The following is a 13494-nucleotide window of genomic DNA, read 5'->3' as shown; positions in this document are numbered from 1 at the left end:
GCCACTCGCTACGACAAGCTCGCCATCGTCTACCGATCAGCGGTCGTCTTGCACGCCGTGTTCACCTGGACCAAGGCATTGTCAGACACGCCCTAGTCGCGGCGGGCGTTCTGCAGCGCCAGGCCGCGGGGCGTCGCCAGCCGGGTGATCAGCGCGAACAGGCCGTCGCACACGAGCGCCAGGACCACCGCCGCCAGGCCGCCCGCGAAGATCTCGCCGTAGCCCTGGGCTCCGACCGCGAAGCCGTCGACGATGTAGCGGCCGAGGCCGCCTCCGTCGTTGACGATCGCTCCGATCGCGACCGTGGCGATCAGCTGGAGGAACGCCACCCGTGCGCCCGCCAGGATCACCGGGGACGCCAACGGGAGCTCCAGGCGCGCCATGATCTGCCACTCGCGGTAGCCCGTTCCGCGGGCCGCGTCGATCGTCTCCTGCTCCAGCGTCACCACGCCGGCGTACGTGTTCGTGAACAACGGTGGCATCGCCAGCGCGACCAGAGCCAGGAGCAACGGCCAGAACGTCGTGTCCAGCTCCCAGTGGCTCGCCAGGAACCAGAACAGGATGATCAGCCCGAAGCTCGGGATCGCCCGGCCGATGTTCACCGCGCTGCTCGCCAGGAACGCGCCGCGGCGGTAGTGGGCCAGCCACAAAGCCGCCGGGATCGTCAGCGCCGCCGCGATCAGCAGGGCCAGCAGGGAAAACCTGAGGTGCTCCAGCGTCCGGTACGGGACGCCCGCGCGGTCGGTCCAGCTCCAGCGGTTCGGGGCGGCCAGCCACGCGTTCAGCTGGTCGAGGAAGCTCATCGCACCCTCCGGGTCCAGGGCGTCAGCAGCCGCTCGCCGAGCCACAGGACCAGGTCGACGGCCACCGCCAGTGCCACCGACAGCACCATGCCGACGATGATCTCCGTCGAGTTGGGCGTGGTGTTCTGGATGCCGTGGCGGATGAAGTAGCCGAGGCCGCCCAGGCCGAGCATCGACGTCACCGTGACCAGGCCGATCGTCGTCACCGCGGCGACGCGCAGGCCCGCGATGACCACCGGCAGCGCCAGCGGCAGCTCCACCTGCCACAGCGTCCGCTGCCGGGTGAAGCCCATGCCGGTCGCCGCCTCGCGGACCTCCGACGGCACCTGGTCGATGCCGGTGACGATGTTGCGGACCAGGATCAACAGCGTGTACGTCGCGAGCGGGATCACCGCCGTGGTGAACGTCAGGCCGAAGAACGGCCGCAGCACGGCGAACGCGCCCAGGCTGGGGATGACGTACAACGCGCCCGTCGTGCTCAGGATGAACCCGTACGCGCGGCGGAAGCGCAGCGACACCAGCGCCAGGCCGATCGACACCACCAGGCCGATGCCGAGGGCGGTGGCCGTCAGCGAGATGTGCTCGACGAGGCGCTGGACGATGTCGTCGGCGTTGCGGTCCACCCACTTCCACTGGAAGATCGGCTGCCCGCTGTCGGCGGCCAGTGGCGTCACCGTGGTCACGTGCACCGGGCGACCCTACCCCGATCGGGGCCAAATGTTCCGCGGAGTGGGAATATCGGGTGGAATCTCCCACGATGTGGATTCTTGTCGGAGGTCGGGACTAGGGTCCTTGCGTCTGTTCGAGTGACGAGGGAGTGGGGATTCGTGCGCTGGTTCCGGAACGCGTCCGTGGTGGCGGTGGCCGTCGCGGCCACGCTCGGTTTGGCCGCCTGTGGCGGCAGCGACAGCGGTGACAAGCCCGCCGCGCAGAGCAAGGGTGGCGCGCCGATCGTCGTCGCGTCCTTCAACTTCACCGACAGCCAGATCCTCGCCGAGATCTACGCGCAGGCGCTGGAGGCCAAGGGCTACCCGGTGACCCGCAAGCTGAACCTCGGGTCGCGGGAGCTGATCTACCCGTCGCTGAAGTCCGGTGAGCTGCAGTTCATCCCGGAGTACCAGGGTGCGGCGATCACCACCGGCTTCGGCAAGGAGGCGGGCAAGACCGCGCAGGAGGAGCACGAGCAGCTGGCGAAGCTGTTCGAGCCCAGCGGCGTCGGGCTGCTGAACTTCGCCGCCGCCGAGGACAAGAACACCTACATCGTCAAGTCCGACCTGGCCAAGGACAAGGGCATCGCGTCCATCAGCGACCTGAAGAAGCTCGACAAGGTCGTCATGGCCGGCCCGCCGGAGTGCGAGAAGCGCCTTCCCTGCTTCAAGGGCTTCACGGACGTCTACAAGCTGACCAACATCACCTTCCAGACGATCCAGGAGGCCGGGCCGCGGGTCGAGCAGCTGAAGTCCGGCGCCGTCACGGTCATCCCGGTCGACTCGGTCAGCCCGCTGACCGGTGACTCGAAGTACACCGTGCTCAAGGACGACCAGAACATCGTGCCGACCGAGAACGTCGTGCCCGCGGTGAACAAGAAGGTCCTCGACGAGCGCGGTGCCGACTTCGCCAACGCGGTCAACGCCGTGAGCGCGAAGCTGACGACGGACGTCATGCGCGACCTGAACAAGCGCGTCGACGCCGACGGCGAGAAGGCGGCCGACGTCGCGAAGGACTGGCTCGGCCAGGCCGGGCTCTGATTCAGGCGATCCCGCTGACGACCCAGGCCCGGGCCGTCAGCGGGATCGAGCCGTCCGGGCTCGTGGGCAGGCTGCCGCGCAGCGACTCGCGGATCCGGTCGCGGTGCGCCTCCGGCAGCGTGGCCAGGTACGTCGGCGCCGGGCCCTGCGCGCCGAGGAACGGCTGCCAGTAGTCGTCGAAGTCCGCGAACACCGTCGGGACGGTGATCTCGCCGACGGACACCGCCGTGAAGCCCGCGTCCGTCCACAGCCGGCTCAGCGGCTCCGGGCGGCACAGCGTGAACTTGCGGCCCTCGTCCAGCTCGGCGACCGTCGAGGGGTCGAACTCGGCGGCCGCGTCCCAGAACCGGCGGATCAGCTCCATGCCCTCGGCGAGGTCCCAGAAGTAGGCCGCGGCCAGCCCGCCAGGGGCGGTCACCCGCGCGATCTCCGCCGCCGCGCGGGGCGGCTCGGGGACGAAGTTGAGCACCAGGCCCGACACGACCACGTCGAACCGGTCGGCCGGGAACGGCAGCGAGCGCGCGTCGGCGACCGTGAACGTCGCCCGCGGATCGGTCACACTCGCACGAGCCGTCTTCAGGAAGCCCTCGGACGGGTCGGCGCCGACCACCTCCACCGGGTCGGCCGCGGCCAGCACCGCCGAGGTCAGCGCGCCCGTTCCGCAGCCGACGTCGAGCCAGCGCCGGCTCGACGGCACGGCGAGCTGCCGGACGAACGTCTCCGCGATCCGGCGGCTCCACCGTCCGATGTAGGCCTCGTAAGCGTCGCCTGACTGCCACATGCTGCCGAGTACAGCACAGGAACCGCTGCTCAGCCTCCGGCCAGCGCCCCGGTGGCGGTCTGGCCGGCCGAGGTCGCGCGGCGCAGGAACCCGGCGATCAGCGCCAGCTCGTCCTCGCTGTAGCCGGCGCAGAGCTCGTCCAGCGCGGTGTTCATCCCCGCGTACAGCCGGAACAGCTCCGCGGTGCGGCCGCGGACCGCCCGCACGGCCACCGAGCGCCGGTCGGCCGCCTCGGGGTCACGCTCGCGGACGATCCAGCCGCCCTTCTGCAGCCGGTCGAGGATGCCGGTCATCGTCGCCGGGTGCAGCCCGGCCCGGCGGGCGAGTGCGCTCGGGCTGAGCGGGCCGTGCCGGGCGATCAGCTCCAGGCAGTCCAGGTCGACGTCCTTGAGCGCGATCTTGGTGCTGACCTGGTGGTTCAGCAGCGCGAGCTGGTTGCGCAGCTCCCGCAGCGCGTCCTTCACCGCCACGGTCGACCGGCGGTGCGCTCCCGAACCCATACCCGGAGCCTAACCGCCGAGGGCCATCCGCGTGTACGCGCGGACGTCGGCGTCCGAGTCGGTGCGCCGCGTCCGCAACCGCGCCGCCACCGCGGGCTGGGCCGCCCACTTGCCCAGGGCCTGGACGGCCGCGCGGCGGACGTTCGGGTGCTCGTCCTCCAGCGCGCCCAGCAGGTGCTCCGACGGTTCGGCCAGCGCACCCAGTGCCGTCGCCGCGCCCCGGCGGACCTGCCAGGCCGGGTCCGCCAGTGCCGCGGTCGCGAGCTGCGCCAGGTCGCCGCCGCAGCCCAGCTCGGCCGCCGCCGTCAACGCGGCCGCGCGGACCAGGGGATCGCTGTCGGCCGCCAGGGCGGCCACCGTGCCGGTCGACCGCGGGTCGCCGATCGTGCCCAGGCCGGTGGCCGCCGCCACCCGGACCTCGCGGGACCCGTCCGCCGCCGCGGACGCCAGTGCCGAAGCGGCGTCCAGCGACACCAGGCCCCGGATCGCCTCCAGCCGGACCACGACCGCGGGGTCCCCCAACAGCGAGGCGAACAGCGGCTCGTCGCCGAGACGCAGCGCGCGCAGGACATCCAGGGCCACCGAGCGCACGTCCGCATCGGACACCGACAGGGCCGACCGCAAACCGGTGCCGAGGGCGGGCGCCGGCACCAGCACCTCCACCAGCTCCCGCAGCCCGGCCGCCGCCGCGGCGCGGACCCGCGCGTCGATGTCGTGCAACGCCGTCACCAGCGCCGGCCCGAAACCCTCCGGCGCCGACTCGGTGAGCACCGCGATCGCCGTCGTGCGGACCTCGGCGTCCGGATCGGCCAGGTAGGAAGACAGCACAGCGAGCGAAGGCTGTTCCTCCGCCAGCGCGACGACTTCGAGCACCCGCGGCGACGAATGCGTCCGCGCCGGAGCGGCGATCGCCACGTCCGGCGGCGTGTGCCCGCTGAAGGCCGTGTGCGTGCCCAGGACTTCGACGGCGAACTCCGGCACCGAGAACTCCGGCACCGGCACCACGTACGGCGCCACCGGCCGCTTGACGAACTCCATCTCCCCGGCCGCCGTCTTGCGCAGGTTCAGGTGCGCGAGCCAGGAGACGTCGTCGCGGCCCGGGTGGTCGGTCCGGTCGTGGTAGAGCCCCCACCGGCTCTCGGTTCGCACCAGCGACGCCCGCGCCGCCATCTCGGCGCAGTCGCGGATGAACGTCACCTCGGCGCAGCGCATCAGCTCGTGCGGTGTCCGCGCGCCCATGGCCCCGATCTCGCCGGTCATCCGCGCGAACGTCTCCAGCGCGATCTCCAGCTTCGCCGTCGTCTTGGGCGGGGCCACGTAGTCGTTGACGAACCGGCGCAGCTTGTACTCCACCTGCTGCTGCGGCGGACCGTCCGGAGTGGACAACGGGCGGTAGACGAGCGAATGCGCCGCAGCGATCTGGTCCTCGGGCAACGGGACACGAGAACGCAAAGCACGCGAAGCGTGCGCACCCGCGAGGTCGCCGTAGACGAACGCGCCGATCATGTAGTTGTGCGGCACGCAAGCGAGGTCGCCCGCCGCGTACAGGCCGGGGACCGTCGTCGCGCCGTGCTCGTCCACCCAGACGCCGGACGCCGAATGCCCGCCGCACAGCCCGATCTCCGAGATGTGCATCTCGACGTCGTGCGTGCGGTAGTCGTGGCCGCGGGTGGCGTGGAACGTCCCGCGCGTCGGCCGCTCGGTCGTGTGCAGGATGTTCTCCAGCGCGCCGAGCGTCTCCTCCGGCAGGTGCGTCAGCTTGAGGTAGATCGGCCCGCGCGCCGAGGAGATCTCGCGCGCCACCTCGGCCATCATCTGCCCGGACCAGTAGTCGCAGTCGACAAAGCGATCGCCCGCTGCGTTGACCTGGTAGCCGCCGAACGGGTTCGCGACGTAGGCGCAGGCCGGGCCGTTGTAGTCCTTGATCAGCGGGTTGATCTGGAAGCACTCGATCCCGGACAGCTCGGCGCCGGCGTGGTAGGCCATCGCGTAGCCGTCGCCGGCGTTGGTCGGGTTCTCGTAGGTGCCGTAGAGGTAACCGCTCGACGGCAGGCCCAACCGTCCACAAGGGCCGGTCGCCAGGATCACCGCCGACGCCGACACCGTGACGAACTCGCCGGTCCGCGTGTTGAACCCGGCCGCGCCGACGGCCCGCCCGCCGGAGGTCAGCACCCGCACCGGCATCACGCGGTTCTCGATCGTGATGCGCTCGCGCATGTGCTTCGCCCGCAGCACGCGGTAGAGCACCTTCTTGATGTCCTTGCCCTCCGGCATCGGCAGCACGTAGCTGCCGGACCGGTGCACCCGCCGGACCGCGTACTCGCCGTATTCGTCCTTTTCGAACTTGACGCCGTACTTCTCCAGCCGCTGCACCATGGCGAACCCGCGCCGCGCGGTCTGGTACACAGTGGACTGGTTGACCACGCCGTCGTTGGCCCGGGTGATCTCGGCGACGTAGTCCTCCGGTGTGGCCTTGCCCGGGATCACCGCGTTGTTGACGCCGTCCATGCCCATGGCCAGCGCGCCCGAGTGCCGGACGTGCGCCTTCTCCAGCAGCAGCACGTCCGCGCCGTTCTCGGCGGCGGTCAGCGCGGCCATGGTCCCGGCCGTCCCGCCGCCGATGACCAGGACGTCGGTCTCGAAGTGCGTCCGAACCGACACCGGCGGAGCTTCGAACGTCATGCGGCCACCAGCCCGTCCAGCACCTCGGCGCGCTCGGCGGCCACGGCGGGCTCGGCCGTCCGCGGCCGCGACGACCCGACGACCTTCGCCAGCCGCCCGTCGCGGGTCAGCACCGCGACGCGGTCGGCGAGGAACAGGGCCTCGTCGACGTCGTGGGTCACGAACACCACCGTCGTCGGCCGCTTGCGCCAGACCTCCACCAGCAGCCGCTGCATGGCCGTGCGCGTCTGGGCGTCCAGCGCCCCGAACGGCTCATCGGCCAGGATCACCCGCGGCGACCCGGCGAGGGTGCGGGCGAGCTGGACGCGCTGCCGCATGCCGCCGGAGAGCTCCCGCGGCAGGTGGTCCTCGTACCCGGCCAGCCCGACCTGGTCCAGCCACGACTCGGCCTCGACGCGCCGCCGGGCCCGCGGGACGCGCCGGATGGACAGCGGCAGCTCGACGTTGCGGCGCACCGAGCGCCAGGGCAGCAGCCCGTCGTCCTGGAACACCAGCGCGCGCTCGGCCGACGTGCCGGTCACCGGCGTGCCCGCGCTGAGCACGCGCCCGGACGACGCCGGGAGCAAGCCCGCGAGCGTGCGCAGGAGCGTCGACTTGCCGCAGCCCGAAGGCCCGGTCACGGCCAGGATTTCCGCGTCGGCGACGGCGAGGTCGATGCCGGACAGCACCGCCCGCTGTCCGTAGTGGACGGTCAGGTTCTCGATGCGGAGGCTCATGCGTTCTCCCCTCGGGGCAGCCAGCGGGTGGCGCGGCGGCCGAGCAGTTCGACGGCGGCCGAGGTGACCCAGCCGAGCAGGCCGATGGTGAGCATCCCGACGATCACGCCGGGGTAGTCGACGACGGTGTAGGCCTGCCAGGTCCGGTAGCCGACGCCGAACTCGCCGGAGATCATCTCCGCCGAGATCACGCAGATCCACGAAACGCCCATGCCGACGGACAAGCCGCCGAACACGCCGGGCAGCGCGCCCGGCAGCACGACGTTCCACAGCACCCGCCGCCGCGAGCCGCCCATCGTGCGGATCGCGTCCTCCCAGACCACCGGCAGCGCGCGCACCGCGTGCCGGGTGCTGACCACGACCGGGAAGAACGCCGCGAGGAAGGTGATGAACACGATGCCCTGCTCGTTGGTGGGGAACAGCAGGATCGCGATCGGCACCACCGCGATCGCCGGGATCGGCCGCACGACCTCCAGCAGCGGCTGGACGACGTCGGACGTGCCGCGGGAGCGCGCGATCGCCGTGCCGAGCGCGATCCCGAGCACCGCGGCCAGTGCGAAACCGGTGACGATCCGGCGCAGCGAGTCGAGCAGGTCCTGGTAGTAGACGGCGGTGCCGAGCTGGTAGCCGAGGTCGCGGGCGACCTCGACCGGCGTGGGCAGGCGGTCGAAGTGCAGCCACAGGTCGACGTCGAACGCGGTCAGCAGCTCCCACACGACCAGCGCGGCGACGATGCTGCCCGCGCGGACGGCGAGCCGCCCGAACCGGCGTCTCGGTGGTGCGGGCGGGGCTTCCGTGACGGCCGGTTGGCGGTCGAGGGTCTGGGTCATCGGGACTCCTCCACGGCTTGCGCGTAGCCGACGATCGAGCCGGGGTGCCCGGCGAGGTGGGCACGGGCGCCGTCTTCGGTGGTGAAGGGCAGCAGCGCGCCGCCCGCGTCGCGCACCCAGACCGCCTTGTCGGCGAACCAGCGGGTGCCCGTGGCCGCGTCCGGGACGTAGGCCGCGCGGACCGGCTTCCCGGCGTGGGCCACGGCCTTGAGCAGGCACGACGGCGTGGCGGCGGGGTGCGTCGCGGTCTCGCCGGCCAGCCACAGCTCGCCCGCGGTGCGCGGATCGGTGACCGGCCGCGAGCACGTCGTGTCGAAGCCCGTCACCGGGGCCGGGTTGTCCGAAGAGGACACTGCGGTGCCGTAGGCCGGGCCGTAGATCTCCCGCAGGTACCGGTCGTCGACGAACGCGCCGAGGTCGAGCCGCTTGATGTTGCCGATCGAGCGCAGGAACGGCGCGTCCGTTTCCAGCGCACTGATCAGCGGCCGTTTCAACGGCAGGTCGAAGGTGACCATGCCGCCGGCACCGTTGTAGAGGTAGACGACCTCGGGTGGCAGCTTGGTGGCGGCGGCGACCTTCAGTGCCGCGTCCATCGGGTGCCGGTGCAGGTAGTCCGTCGCGTCGCGTTGCGCGCGCAGGAACTCCGTGACGACGTCGTGGTGGGTGTCCGCATAGGACTCCCGGACGACCACGCCGTGCCAGGTCGGCAGGTTCAGCGCCGACCCGTCGTAGAGCAGCCGCGCCTGGTTCGCGAACACCAGCTGACCCGGCCACGCGACGAACTGCCCGAGCGCGTCGACCGCGCCGGACTGCAGCCCGGACGCGCCGACCGCGGGCGCCTGGTTCTGGACGTGGACGTCGTCGGGGCCGATTCCCACGTTCTGCAGCGCGTGCACGGTGGTGCCGTGCCCGGCCGAGCCGATGCTGGCGGAGATCTTCTTGCCGCGCAGGTCGGCCAGGGTGTGCGCGGGCGACTTCGGCGGCACGACGACCATGTTCAGCGCGCCCAGCAGGTTGTAGCCGGTGGCGGCGACGAGCTTGGTCCGGCCGTCGCCGAACTCCTGCGTCCGGGAACCGTTGATGAGCAACGGGTAGTCGCCCATCGAGCCGATGTCGATCTTGCCCGCGACCATCTGCGCGGTGATCGGCGCGCCGGTGGAGTAGTCCTGCCAGGTGACGTGATAGCGCTTACCGTCCCGGTTGCCGAGCTCGGCGAGGCGCTTCTCGAAGGACCCGAGCGACCGCAGCAGCGTGCCCGCGGTGACGGTGTTGATCGTCTTCGACTGGTAGCCGATGACCACGTCGACGTCGCTCGACGTCGAGGCGTTCGCGGTGCAGCCCGCGGCCAGCAGCGCGGCGGCGAGCAGGAGCCGGACCGTCTTCACCGCAGCAGGTAGGGCATGTTGATGGTGACCGCGCCGGTCGGGCAGCGGGCCGCGCACGGCCCGCAGTACCAGCACTCGTCGACGTGCATGTACGCCTTGTCGGTGTCCGGGTCGATGGCCAGCGAGTCGAGCGGGCACATGTCGACGCACAACCGGCAGCCGTCGAGGCACTTCGACTCGTCGATGGTCACCGGGACGTCGACCCGGCTCGGCACGAGGGGCATGGTGGTCTCCTTCAGGAACGGTCGAGGCGGGCGCGCATGGTCAGGCGGTCGCCGCGCAGCCGGATGTATTCGAGGTCGACGGGCCGCCCGTCGGCGAAGTGCGTGAGGCGTTCCCACCGCAGGAGCGCCGCGCCCGGCGGGACTTCCAGCACGGCGGCGGTTTCGGTGTCGGCGTTGAGGGCTTCGACGTCGATGTCGGCGTAGCCCAGCCGCTGCCCGGACGTCTCCTCGATCAGCGCGAAGACGTCCCGGCCGGCGAGGTCGTGCTCCAGCAGCGGCTTCCCGATCTCCGGCAGCAGGTAGGTCAGGTCGAGCGAGAGCGGGACACCGTCGAGCCGTCGCAGGCGTTCGAGGTAGACGACCTCGGAGCGCTCGGGCACGCCGAGCCGGTGCGCGACGACGGCGGGCGCGGGCACGAGGTCGGCCGCGCGGACCTCGTTGGTGACCTCGCCGTGCTCCCGCAGCACCTCGGCGAGCCCGGCCAGCCGGTTGAGCCCGTGCGGGTACTTGTGCCCGACGACGACCGTGCCGACGCCGGGCTGGCGCGCGATCAGGCCGTCGTCGCGCAGCAGCGCGAGGGCTTCCCGCACGGTGTTCCGGGTCACCGAGAACTCCGCTGTGAGGTCCTCTTCACACGGCAGCGCCTCCTCGGCCAGCACCTGACGGCGCAGCAGGTCGGCGAGCTGCCGGGCGCTGTCGGACCTGGTCCGGCGGGGTGTCGTGGGCATGGCGGCGAGAATGGCCAGCGCACGTTAACACCGTGTTACGCCACTTCCGGCGGCATCGGCGATGCGCTGACCAGCGAAAACAGCTGTCCAGGGCGGACTTCCGCCGCTCACTATCTGGGACGTGCGAGGGCGGCCGCCGGTGGTGCGCCGCTCGGTGAAATCGTGGACCCTGATCTGTACGCCGGGAGAAGGAGTGAAATGGGAAAGGTCACGGCCACCGCGGAGCGCACCATCGACGCCCCGGCCGACAAGGTCCGCGCGCTCGTCGCCGACTACGCCGAGACGCGGCCGAAGCTGCTCACCGAGCACTACCGCGACTACCAGGTGACCGAGGGCGGCGTCGGCGCCGGGACCAAGGCGAGCTGGAAGCTCCAGGCGACGTCGAAGCGCGTGCGGGACGTGGCGGCGACCGTCACCGAGCCTCGCCCGGGCACGCTGGTCGAGACGGACGCGAACTCCAGCATGGTCACCACCTGGACGGTCACCGAAGCGGGTGACAGCAGCGTGGTGAAGATCGAGACCACGTGGGACGGTGCGGGCGGTATCGGCGGCTTCTTCGAAAAGACCTTCGCGCCTGGTGGGCTCAAGAAGATCTACGACGGCGTCCTCGGGAAGCTCGCCGAAATAGTGTGACAGCGGCGCGAAGCGCCTCCGTCGAGGGTGGCGGCGGCGAAGAAGGTCGGGTGTGACGCCTCACAATCGGAATCTGCGCCCCGGTTAACTGGTTGCATCGGGTGGAATCCGGGGCGTCTGCCCCGCTTCGAGACTTGAGAGGATCCGACGATGAGCACGGCGACCGAAATCCGGCTGGCTTCGCGTCCGGAAGGCGTGCCGACGCACGACAACTTCGAGATCGTCGACACCGAGGTGCCGACGCCGGGCGCGAACCAGATCCTGGTGCGCAACCTGATCATGAGCGTCGACCCGGCGATGCGCGGCCGGATGCGGGACGTCAAGTCCTACGCGCCGCCGTTCCAGGTCGGCGAGGTCATGTCCGGCGGGGCGGTCGGCGAGGTCGTCGAGTCGAACGTCGACGACGTCAAGGCCGGTGACCACGTGCTGCACCAGGCCGGCTGGCGCACCCACGCCGTGCTCGACGCGGGCCGGTACGTCAAGGTCGATGCGGCCGCGGCGCCGCTGTCGACGTACCTCGGCGTGCTCGGCATGCCGGGCCTGACCGCGTACGCGGGCTTGCTGGAGTCGGCCGAGTTCAAGCCGGGCGACACGGTGTTCGTTTCGGGCGCGGCCGGCGCGGTCGGCTCGCTGGTGGGGCAGATCGCGAAGCTGAAGGGCGCCAAGCGCGTCATCGGCTCGGCCGGTTCGGCGGAGAAGGTCCGGCACCTGATCGACGACCTCGGCTTCGACGCCGCCTTCAACTACAAGGACGGCCCGGTCGCCGAGCAGCTGCACAAGGCGGCTCCGGAGGGTATCGACGTCTACTTCGACAACGTCGGCGGTGAGCACCTCGAAGCGGCGATCGACGCGATCACCGTGCACGGCCGGATCGCCATCTGCGGGATGATCTCCACGTACAACGCGACCGAGCCGACGCCGGCGCCGCGCAACCTCACGCAGGTCATCGCCAAGCGGCTGACCATCCGCGGCCTGCTGGTGATCGACCACTGGCACCTGCAGCAGCAGTTCGTCGCCGAGATCGCGCCGCTGGTCAGCTCGGGTGAGATCAAGTACTCGGAGACGTTCGTCGACGGCATCCGCAACGCGCCGGACGCCTTCCTCGGGCTGCTGTCGGGTGCCAACACCGGCAAGATGCTGGTCCGCATCGCCGACTAGAGCAGTTCGGCCAGCTCCGGCAGGGTCGACGCGGTGTAGGTGGGCGCGGGCGAACCGGGCAGCGGGTGAACGCCGGGACGGGTGAGCAAGGCCGTCTCGAGCCCCGCCGCCTGGGCGCCCGCGATGTCCCAGTCGTGCGCGGCGATCATGACGGCCCGCTCCCCGGGGTAGGCGGCGGTGACCTGCCGGTAGGGCTCGGGCGCCGGCTTGAGCCTGCCGACCTGCTCGGCCGAGAAGATCCGGTCGAGCAGCGGAGCCAGGCCGGCGTTCTGCAGTTGCGCCTCGGCGGTGGCGAGCGGCGAGTTGGTCAGCGCGACGAGGGTGTGGCCCTGGTCGCGGAGCTTCGCCAGGCCGGGTTCGACGTCCGGGTGAGCGGGCAGGCTGCGCAGTCCTTCGCCGACCTTCGCGAGATCGACCTCCCGCCCGTGCCGGGCGGCGACCTCGATGGCGGCTTCGCCGGCGATGCCCGCGAAGTCGCGGTAGCCGCCGGTCGCCGTCACCGTGAGGACCGTGTGGATGGCCAGGCCGAACCACTCGCGCCGTAGCTCGGGGCCGCCGATGGTGGCGTCGAGCGCGGCGAGGTCCAGCAAGGTCTCGTTGACGTCGAGGACGCACAGCATGCGGCGCTCCGGAGGTTCGAAGGATGTCGTACCTGACCGAAGGTACGATAGTTGTCGTACCATGTCCAGCATGCCCGGTGAACTGCCGATCCCGGAGATGGCCGACGTCGAACTCGGCGCGGTCCTGTCCGCCCTCGCCGACCCGCACCGCCGAGGGGTGGTGCTCGAACTCCTGCGCGGCGACGGTGGCGAGCGGGCGTGCTCGTCGTTCCCGCTGCCGATCGCCAAGTCGACCCGGACGCACCACTGGAAGGTGCTGCGCCAGGCCGGCCTCGTCCGCCAGCGCGACGCGGGGAACGGCACGTTCGTCCGCTTGCGCCGGGAGGAGTTCGACGCGCAGTTCCCCGGCTTGCTCGACGTCGTCGCCGGGATCAGTACTGCTCGGTCGACGCCCGCCGGGTGAGGCTCGCGTTCAGCTCAGCGGCCGGGATCGGCGGGTCGATCCGGGAATGCCGGAGCGGGCTCGTAGGGCGCTCGGTCCCGGGGCTGCTCGGTGTCCGGTTGGTGAGGTCGACGACGTAGTCGTTCGCGGCGGCCTGGCTTCGGACCGCCGGGCGCCTTCGGCTAAGTGGCGTGCGCCGCAGTGCCTTGCCGGGCGTGGTGACCGCCTGCATCAGTACCGCCCGGTCAACGCCCCTGGTTGAGGCGCGTTCGGCTCCGCCGCCGTTTCGGCAGGTCGATCCGGG

At 71.3% G+C, this 13494-nt stretch carries 15 protein-coding genes; 4 read left to right on the top strand and 11 right to left on the bottom strand.

The features are described from left to right. Positions 1-92: 92 nt before the first annotated feature. Together ABZX11_RS08055 and ABZX11_RS08050 are read right to left on the bottom strand one after the other, a co-directional pair. Positions 93-803 (bottom strand): ABC transporter permease subunit, encoded by a 711-nt coding sequence (locus tag ABZX11_RS08055; protein WP_176173473.1) that lies wholly within the window; start codon positions 801-803, stop codon positions 93-95. Next, positions 800-1492, bottom strand: coding sequence for an ABC transporter permease (locus tag ABZX11_RS08050; RefSeq protein ID WP_354910909.1), 693 nt, complete (start codon positions 1490-1492; stop codon positions 800-802). Before ABZX11_RS08050 ends, ABZX11_RS08055 begins: the two co-directional genes overlap by 4 nt. A 138-nt stretch (positions 1493-1630) precedes the next feature. Here ABZX11_RS08050 and ABZX11_RS08045 point away from each other — a divergent pair, with 138 nt between their 5' ends. After that, positions 1631-2551: an ABC transporter substrate-binding protein gene (locus tag ABZX11_RS08045; protein ID WP_354910906.1), complete on the top strand. Its 921-nt coding sequence runs from the start codon at positions 1631-1633 to the stop codon at positions 2549-2551. Between the two features lies 1 nt (position 2552). On the opposite strand, the gene ABZX11_RS08040 is transcribed toward ABZX11_RS08045, so the two are convergent. The 8 genes from ABZX11_RS08040 to ABZX11_RS08005 are packed head-to-tail and all read right to left on the bottom strand — an operon-like array spanning position 2553 to position 10397. Beyond that, entirely contained in the window at positions 2553-3332 is a 780-nt protein-coding gene (locus ABZX11_RS08040) for a class I SAM-dependent methyltransferase (protein ID WP_354910903.1), read from the bottom strand. A 29-nt stretch (positions 3333-3361) separates the two neighbouring features. Beyond that, positions 3362-3832: a MarR family transcriptional regulator gene (locus ABZX11_RS08035; RefSeq protein WP_176173470.1), complete on the bottom strand. Its 471-nt coding sequence runs from the start codon at positions 3830-3832 to the stop codon at positions 3362-3364. Between the two features lie 9 nt (positions 3833-3841). Further along, positions 3842-6514: a fumarate reductase/succinate dehydrogenase flavoprotein subunit gene (locus tag ABZX11_RS08030; RefSeq protein WP_354910900.1), complete on the bottom strand. Its 2673-nt coding sequence runs from the start codon at positions 6512-6514 to the stop codon at positions 3842-3844. Next, positions 6511-7230 (bottom strand): ABC transporter ATP-binding protein, encoded by a 720-nt coding sequence (locus ABZX11_RS08025; RefSeq protein ID WP_176173468.1) that lies wholly within the window; start codon positions 7228-7230, stop codon positions 6511-6513. Before ABZX11_RS08025 ends, ABZX11_RS08030 begins: the two co-directional genes overlap by 4 nt. Further along, positions 7227-8060, bottom strand: a complete 834-nt coding sequence (locus tag ABZX11_RS08020; protein WP_176173467.1) for an ABC transporter permease — start codon at positions 8058-8060, stop codon at positions 7227-7229. The genes ABZX11_RS08025 and ABZX11_RS08020 overlap by 4 nt, the downstream gene beginning before the upstream one ends. Continuing rightward, positions 8057-9445, bottom strand: a complete 1389-nt coding sequence (locus tag ABZX11_RS08015; protein WP_354910896.1) for an ABC transporter substrate-binding protein — start codon at positions 9443-9445, stop codon at positions 8057-8059. The genes ABZX11_RS08020 and ABZX11_RS08015 overlap by 4 nt, the downstream gene beginning before the upstream one ends. Next, a complete protein-coding gene (locus ABZX11_RS08010) occupies positions 9442-9669 on the bottom strand; it encodes a ferredoxin family protein (protein WP_176173465.1) in 228 nt (75 codons plus the stop codon). The genes ABZX11_RS08015 and ABZX11_RS08010 overlap by 4 nt, the downstream gene beginning before the upstream one ends. Positions 9670-9680: 11 nt before the next feature. Then, positions 9681-10397 (bottom strand): GntR family transcriptional regulator, encoded by a 717-nt coding sequence (locus ABZX11_RS08005; RefSeq protein ID WP_354910893.1) that lies wholly within the window; start codon positions 10395-10397, stop codon positions 9681-9683. 198 nt (positions 10398-10595) lie between these two features. Here ABZX11_RS08005 and ABZX11_RS08000 point away from each other — a divergent pair, with 198 nt between their 5' ends. Then, positions 10596-11030 (top strand): SRPBCC family protein, encoded by a 435-nt coding sequence (locus ABZX11_RS08000; protein WP_176173463.1) that lies wholly within the window; start codon positions 10596-10598, stop codon positions 11028-11030. A 150-nt stretch (positions 11031-11180) separates the two neighbouring features. Continuing rightward, entirely contained in the window at positions 11181-12188 is a 1008-nt protein-coding gene (locus tag ABZX11_RS07995; protein WP_354910890.1) for an NADP-dependent oxidoreductase, read from the top strand. Here ABZX11_RS07995 and ABZX11_RS07990 read toward each other — a convergent pair. Further along, complete coding sequence (locus ABZX11_RS07990; protein ID WP_176173461.1) at positions 12185-12808, bottom strand: HAD family hydrolase; 624 nt, start codon at positions 12806-12808, stop codon at positions 12185-12187. The two genes, ABZX11_RS07995 and ABZX11_RS07990, sit on opposite strands and share 4 nt — an antisense overlap. A 70-nt stretch (positions 12809-12878) precedes the next feature. Here ABZX11_RS07990 and ABZX11_RS07985 point away from each other — a divergent pair, with 70 nt between their 5' ends. Continuing rightward, positions 12879-13211 carry a helix-turn-helix transcriptional regulator gene (locus ABZX11_RS07985; protein ID WP_176173460.1) on the top strand — a complete coding sequence of 111 codons (333 nt, stop codon included), beginning with the start codon at positions 12879-12881 and terminating at the stop codon, positions 13209-13211. Positions 13212-13494: the final 283 nt, after the last annotated feature.

This window comes from Amycolatopsis sp. NPDC004169, from assembly GCF_040610315.1.
In the GTDB taxonomy this organism is placed as follows: domain Bacteria; phylum Actinomycetota; class Actinomycetes; order Mycobacteriales; family Pseudonocardiaceae; genus Amycolatopsis.
The sequence above is the reverse complement of the archived record's forward strand: the minus strand, read 5'-3'. Positions and strand labels throughout refer to the sequence as shown.

Coding starts and splice junctions, on each gene's coding strand:
- ABZX11_RS08055 (WP_176173473.1), bottom strand. CDS start 803: ATGAGCTTCCTCGACCAGCTGAACGCGTGGCTGGCCGCCCCGAACCGC.
- ABZX11_RS08040 (WP_354910903.1), bottom strand. CDS start 3,332: ATGTGGCAGTCAGGCGACGCTTACGAGGCCTACATCGGACGGTGGAGC.
- ABZX11_RS08035 (WP_176173470.1), bottom strand. CDS start 3,832: ATGGGTTCGGGAGCGCACCGCCGGTCGACCGTGGCGGTGAAGGACGCG.
- ABZX11_RS08030 (WP_354910900.1), bottom strand. CDS start 6,514: ATGACGTTCGAAGCTCCGCCGGTGTCGGTTCGGACGCACTTCGAGACC.
- ABZX11_RS08025 (WP_176173468.1), bottom strand. CDS start 7,230: ATGAGCCTCCGCATCGAGAACCTGACCGTCCACTACGGACAGCGGGCG.
- ABZX11_RS08020 (WP_176173467.1), bottom strand. CDS start 8,060: ATGACCCAGACCCTCGACCGCCAACCGGCCGTCACGGAAGCCCCGCCC.
- ABZX11_RS08010 (WP_176173465.1), bottom strand. CDS start 9,669: ATGCCCCTCGTGCCGAGCCGGGTCGACGTCCCGGTGACCATCGACGAG.
- ABZX11_RS08005 (WP_354910893.1), bottom strand. CDS start 10,397: ATGCCCACGACACCCCGCCGGACCAGGTCCGACAGCGCCCGGCAGCTC.
- ABZX11_RS08000 (WP_176173463.1), top strand. CDS start 10,596: ATGGGAAAGGTCACGGCCACCGCGGAGCGCACCATCGACGCCCCGGCC.
- ABZX11_RS07995 (WP_354910890.1), top strand. CDS start 11,181: ATGAGCACGGCGACCGAAATCCGGCTGGCTTCGCGTCCGGAAGGCGTG.
- ABZX11_RS07990 (WP_176173461.1), bottom strand. CDS start 12,808: ATGCTGTGCGTCCTCGACGTCAACGAGACCTTGCTGGACCTCGCCGCG.
- ABZX11_RS07985 (WP_176173460.1), top strand. CDS start 12,879: ATGCCCGGTGAACTGCCGATCCCGGAGATGGCCGACGTCGAACTCGGC.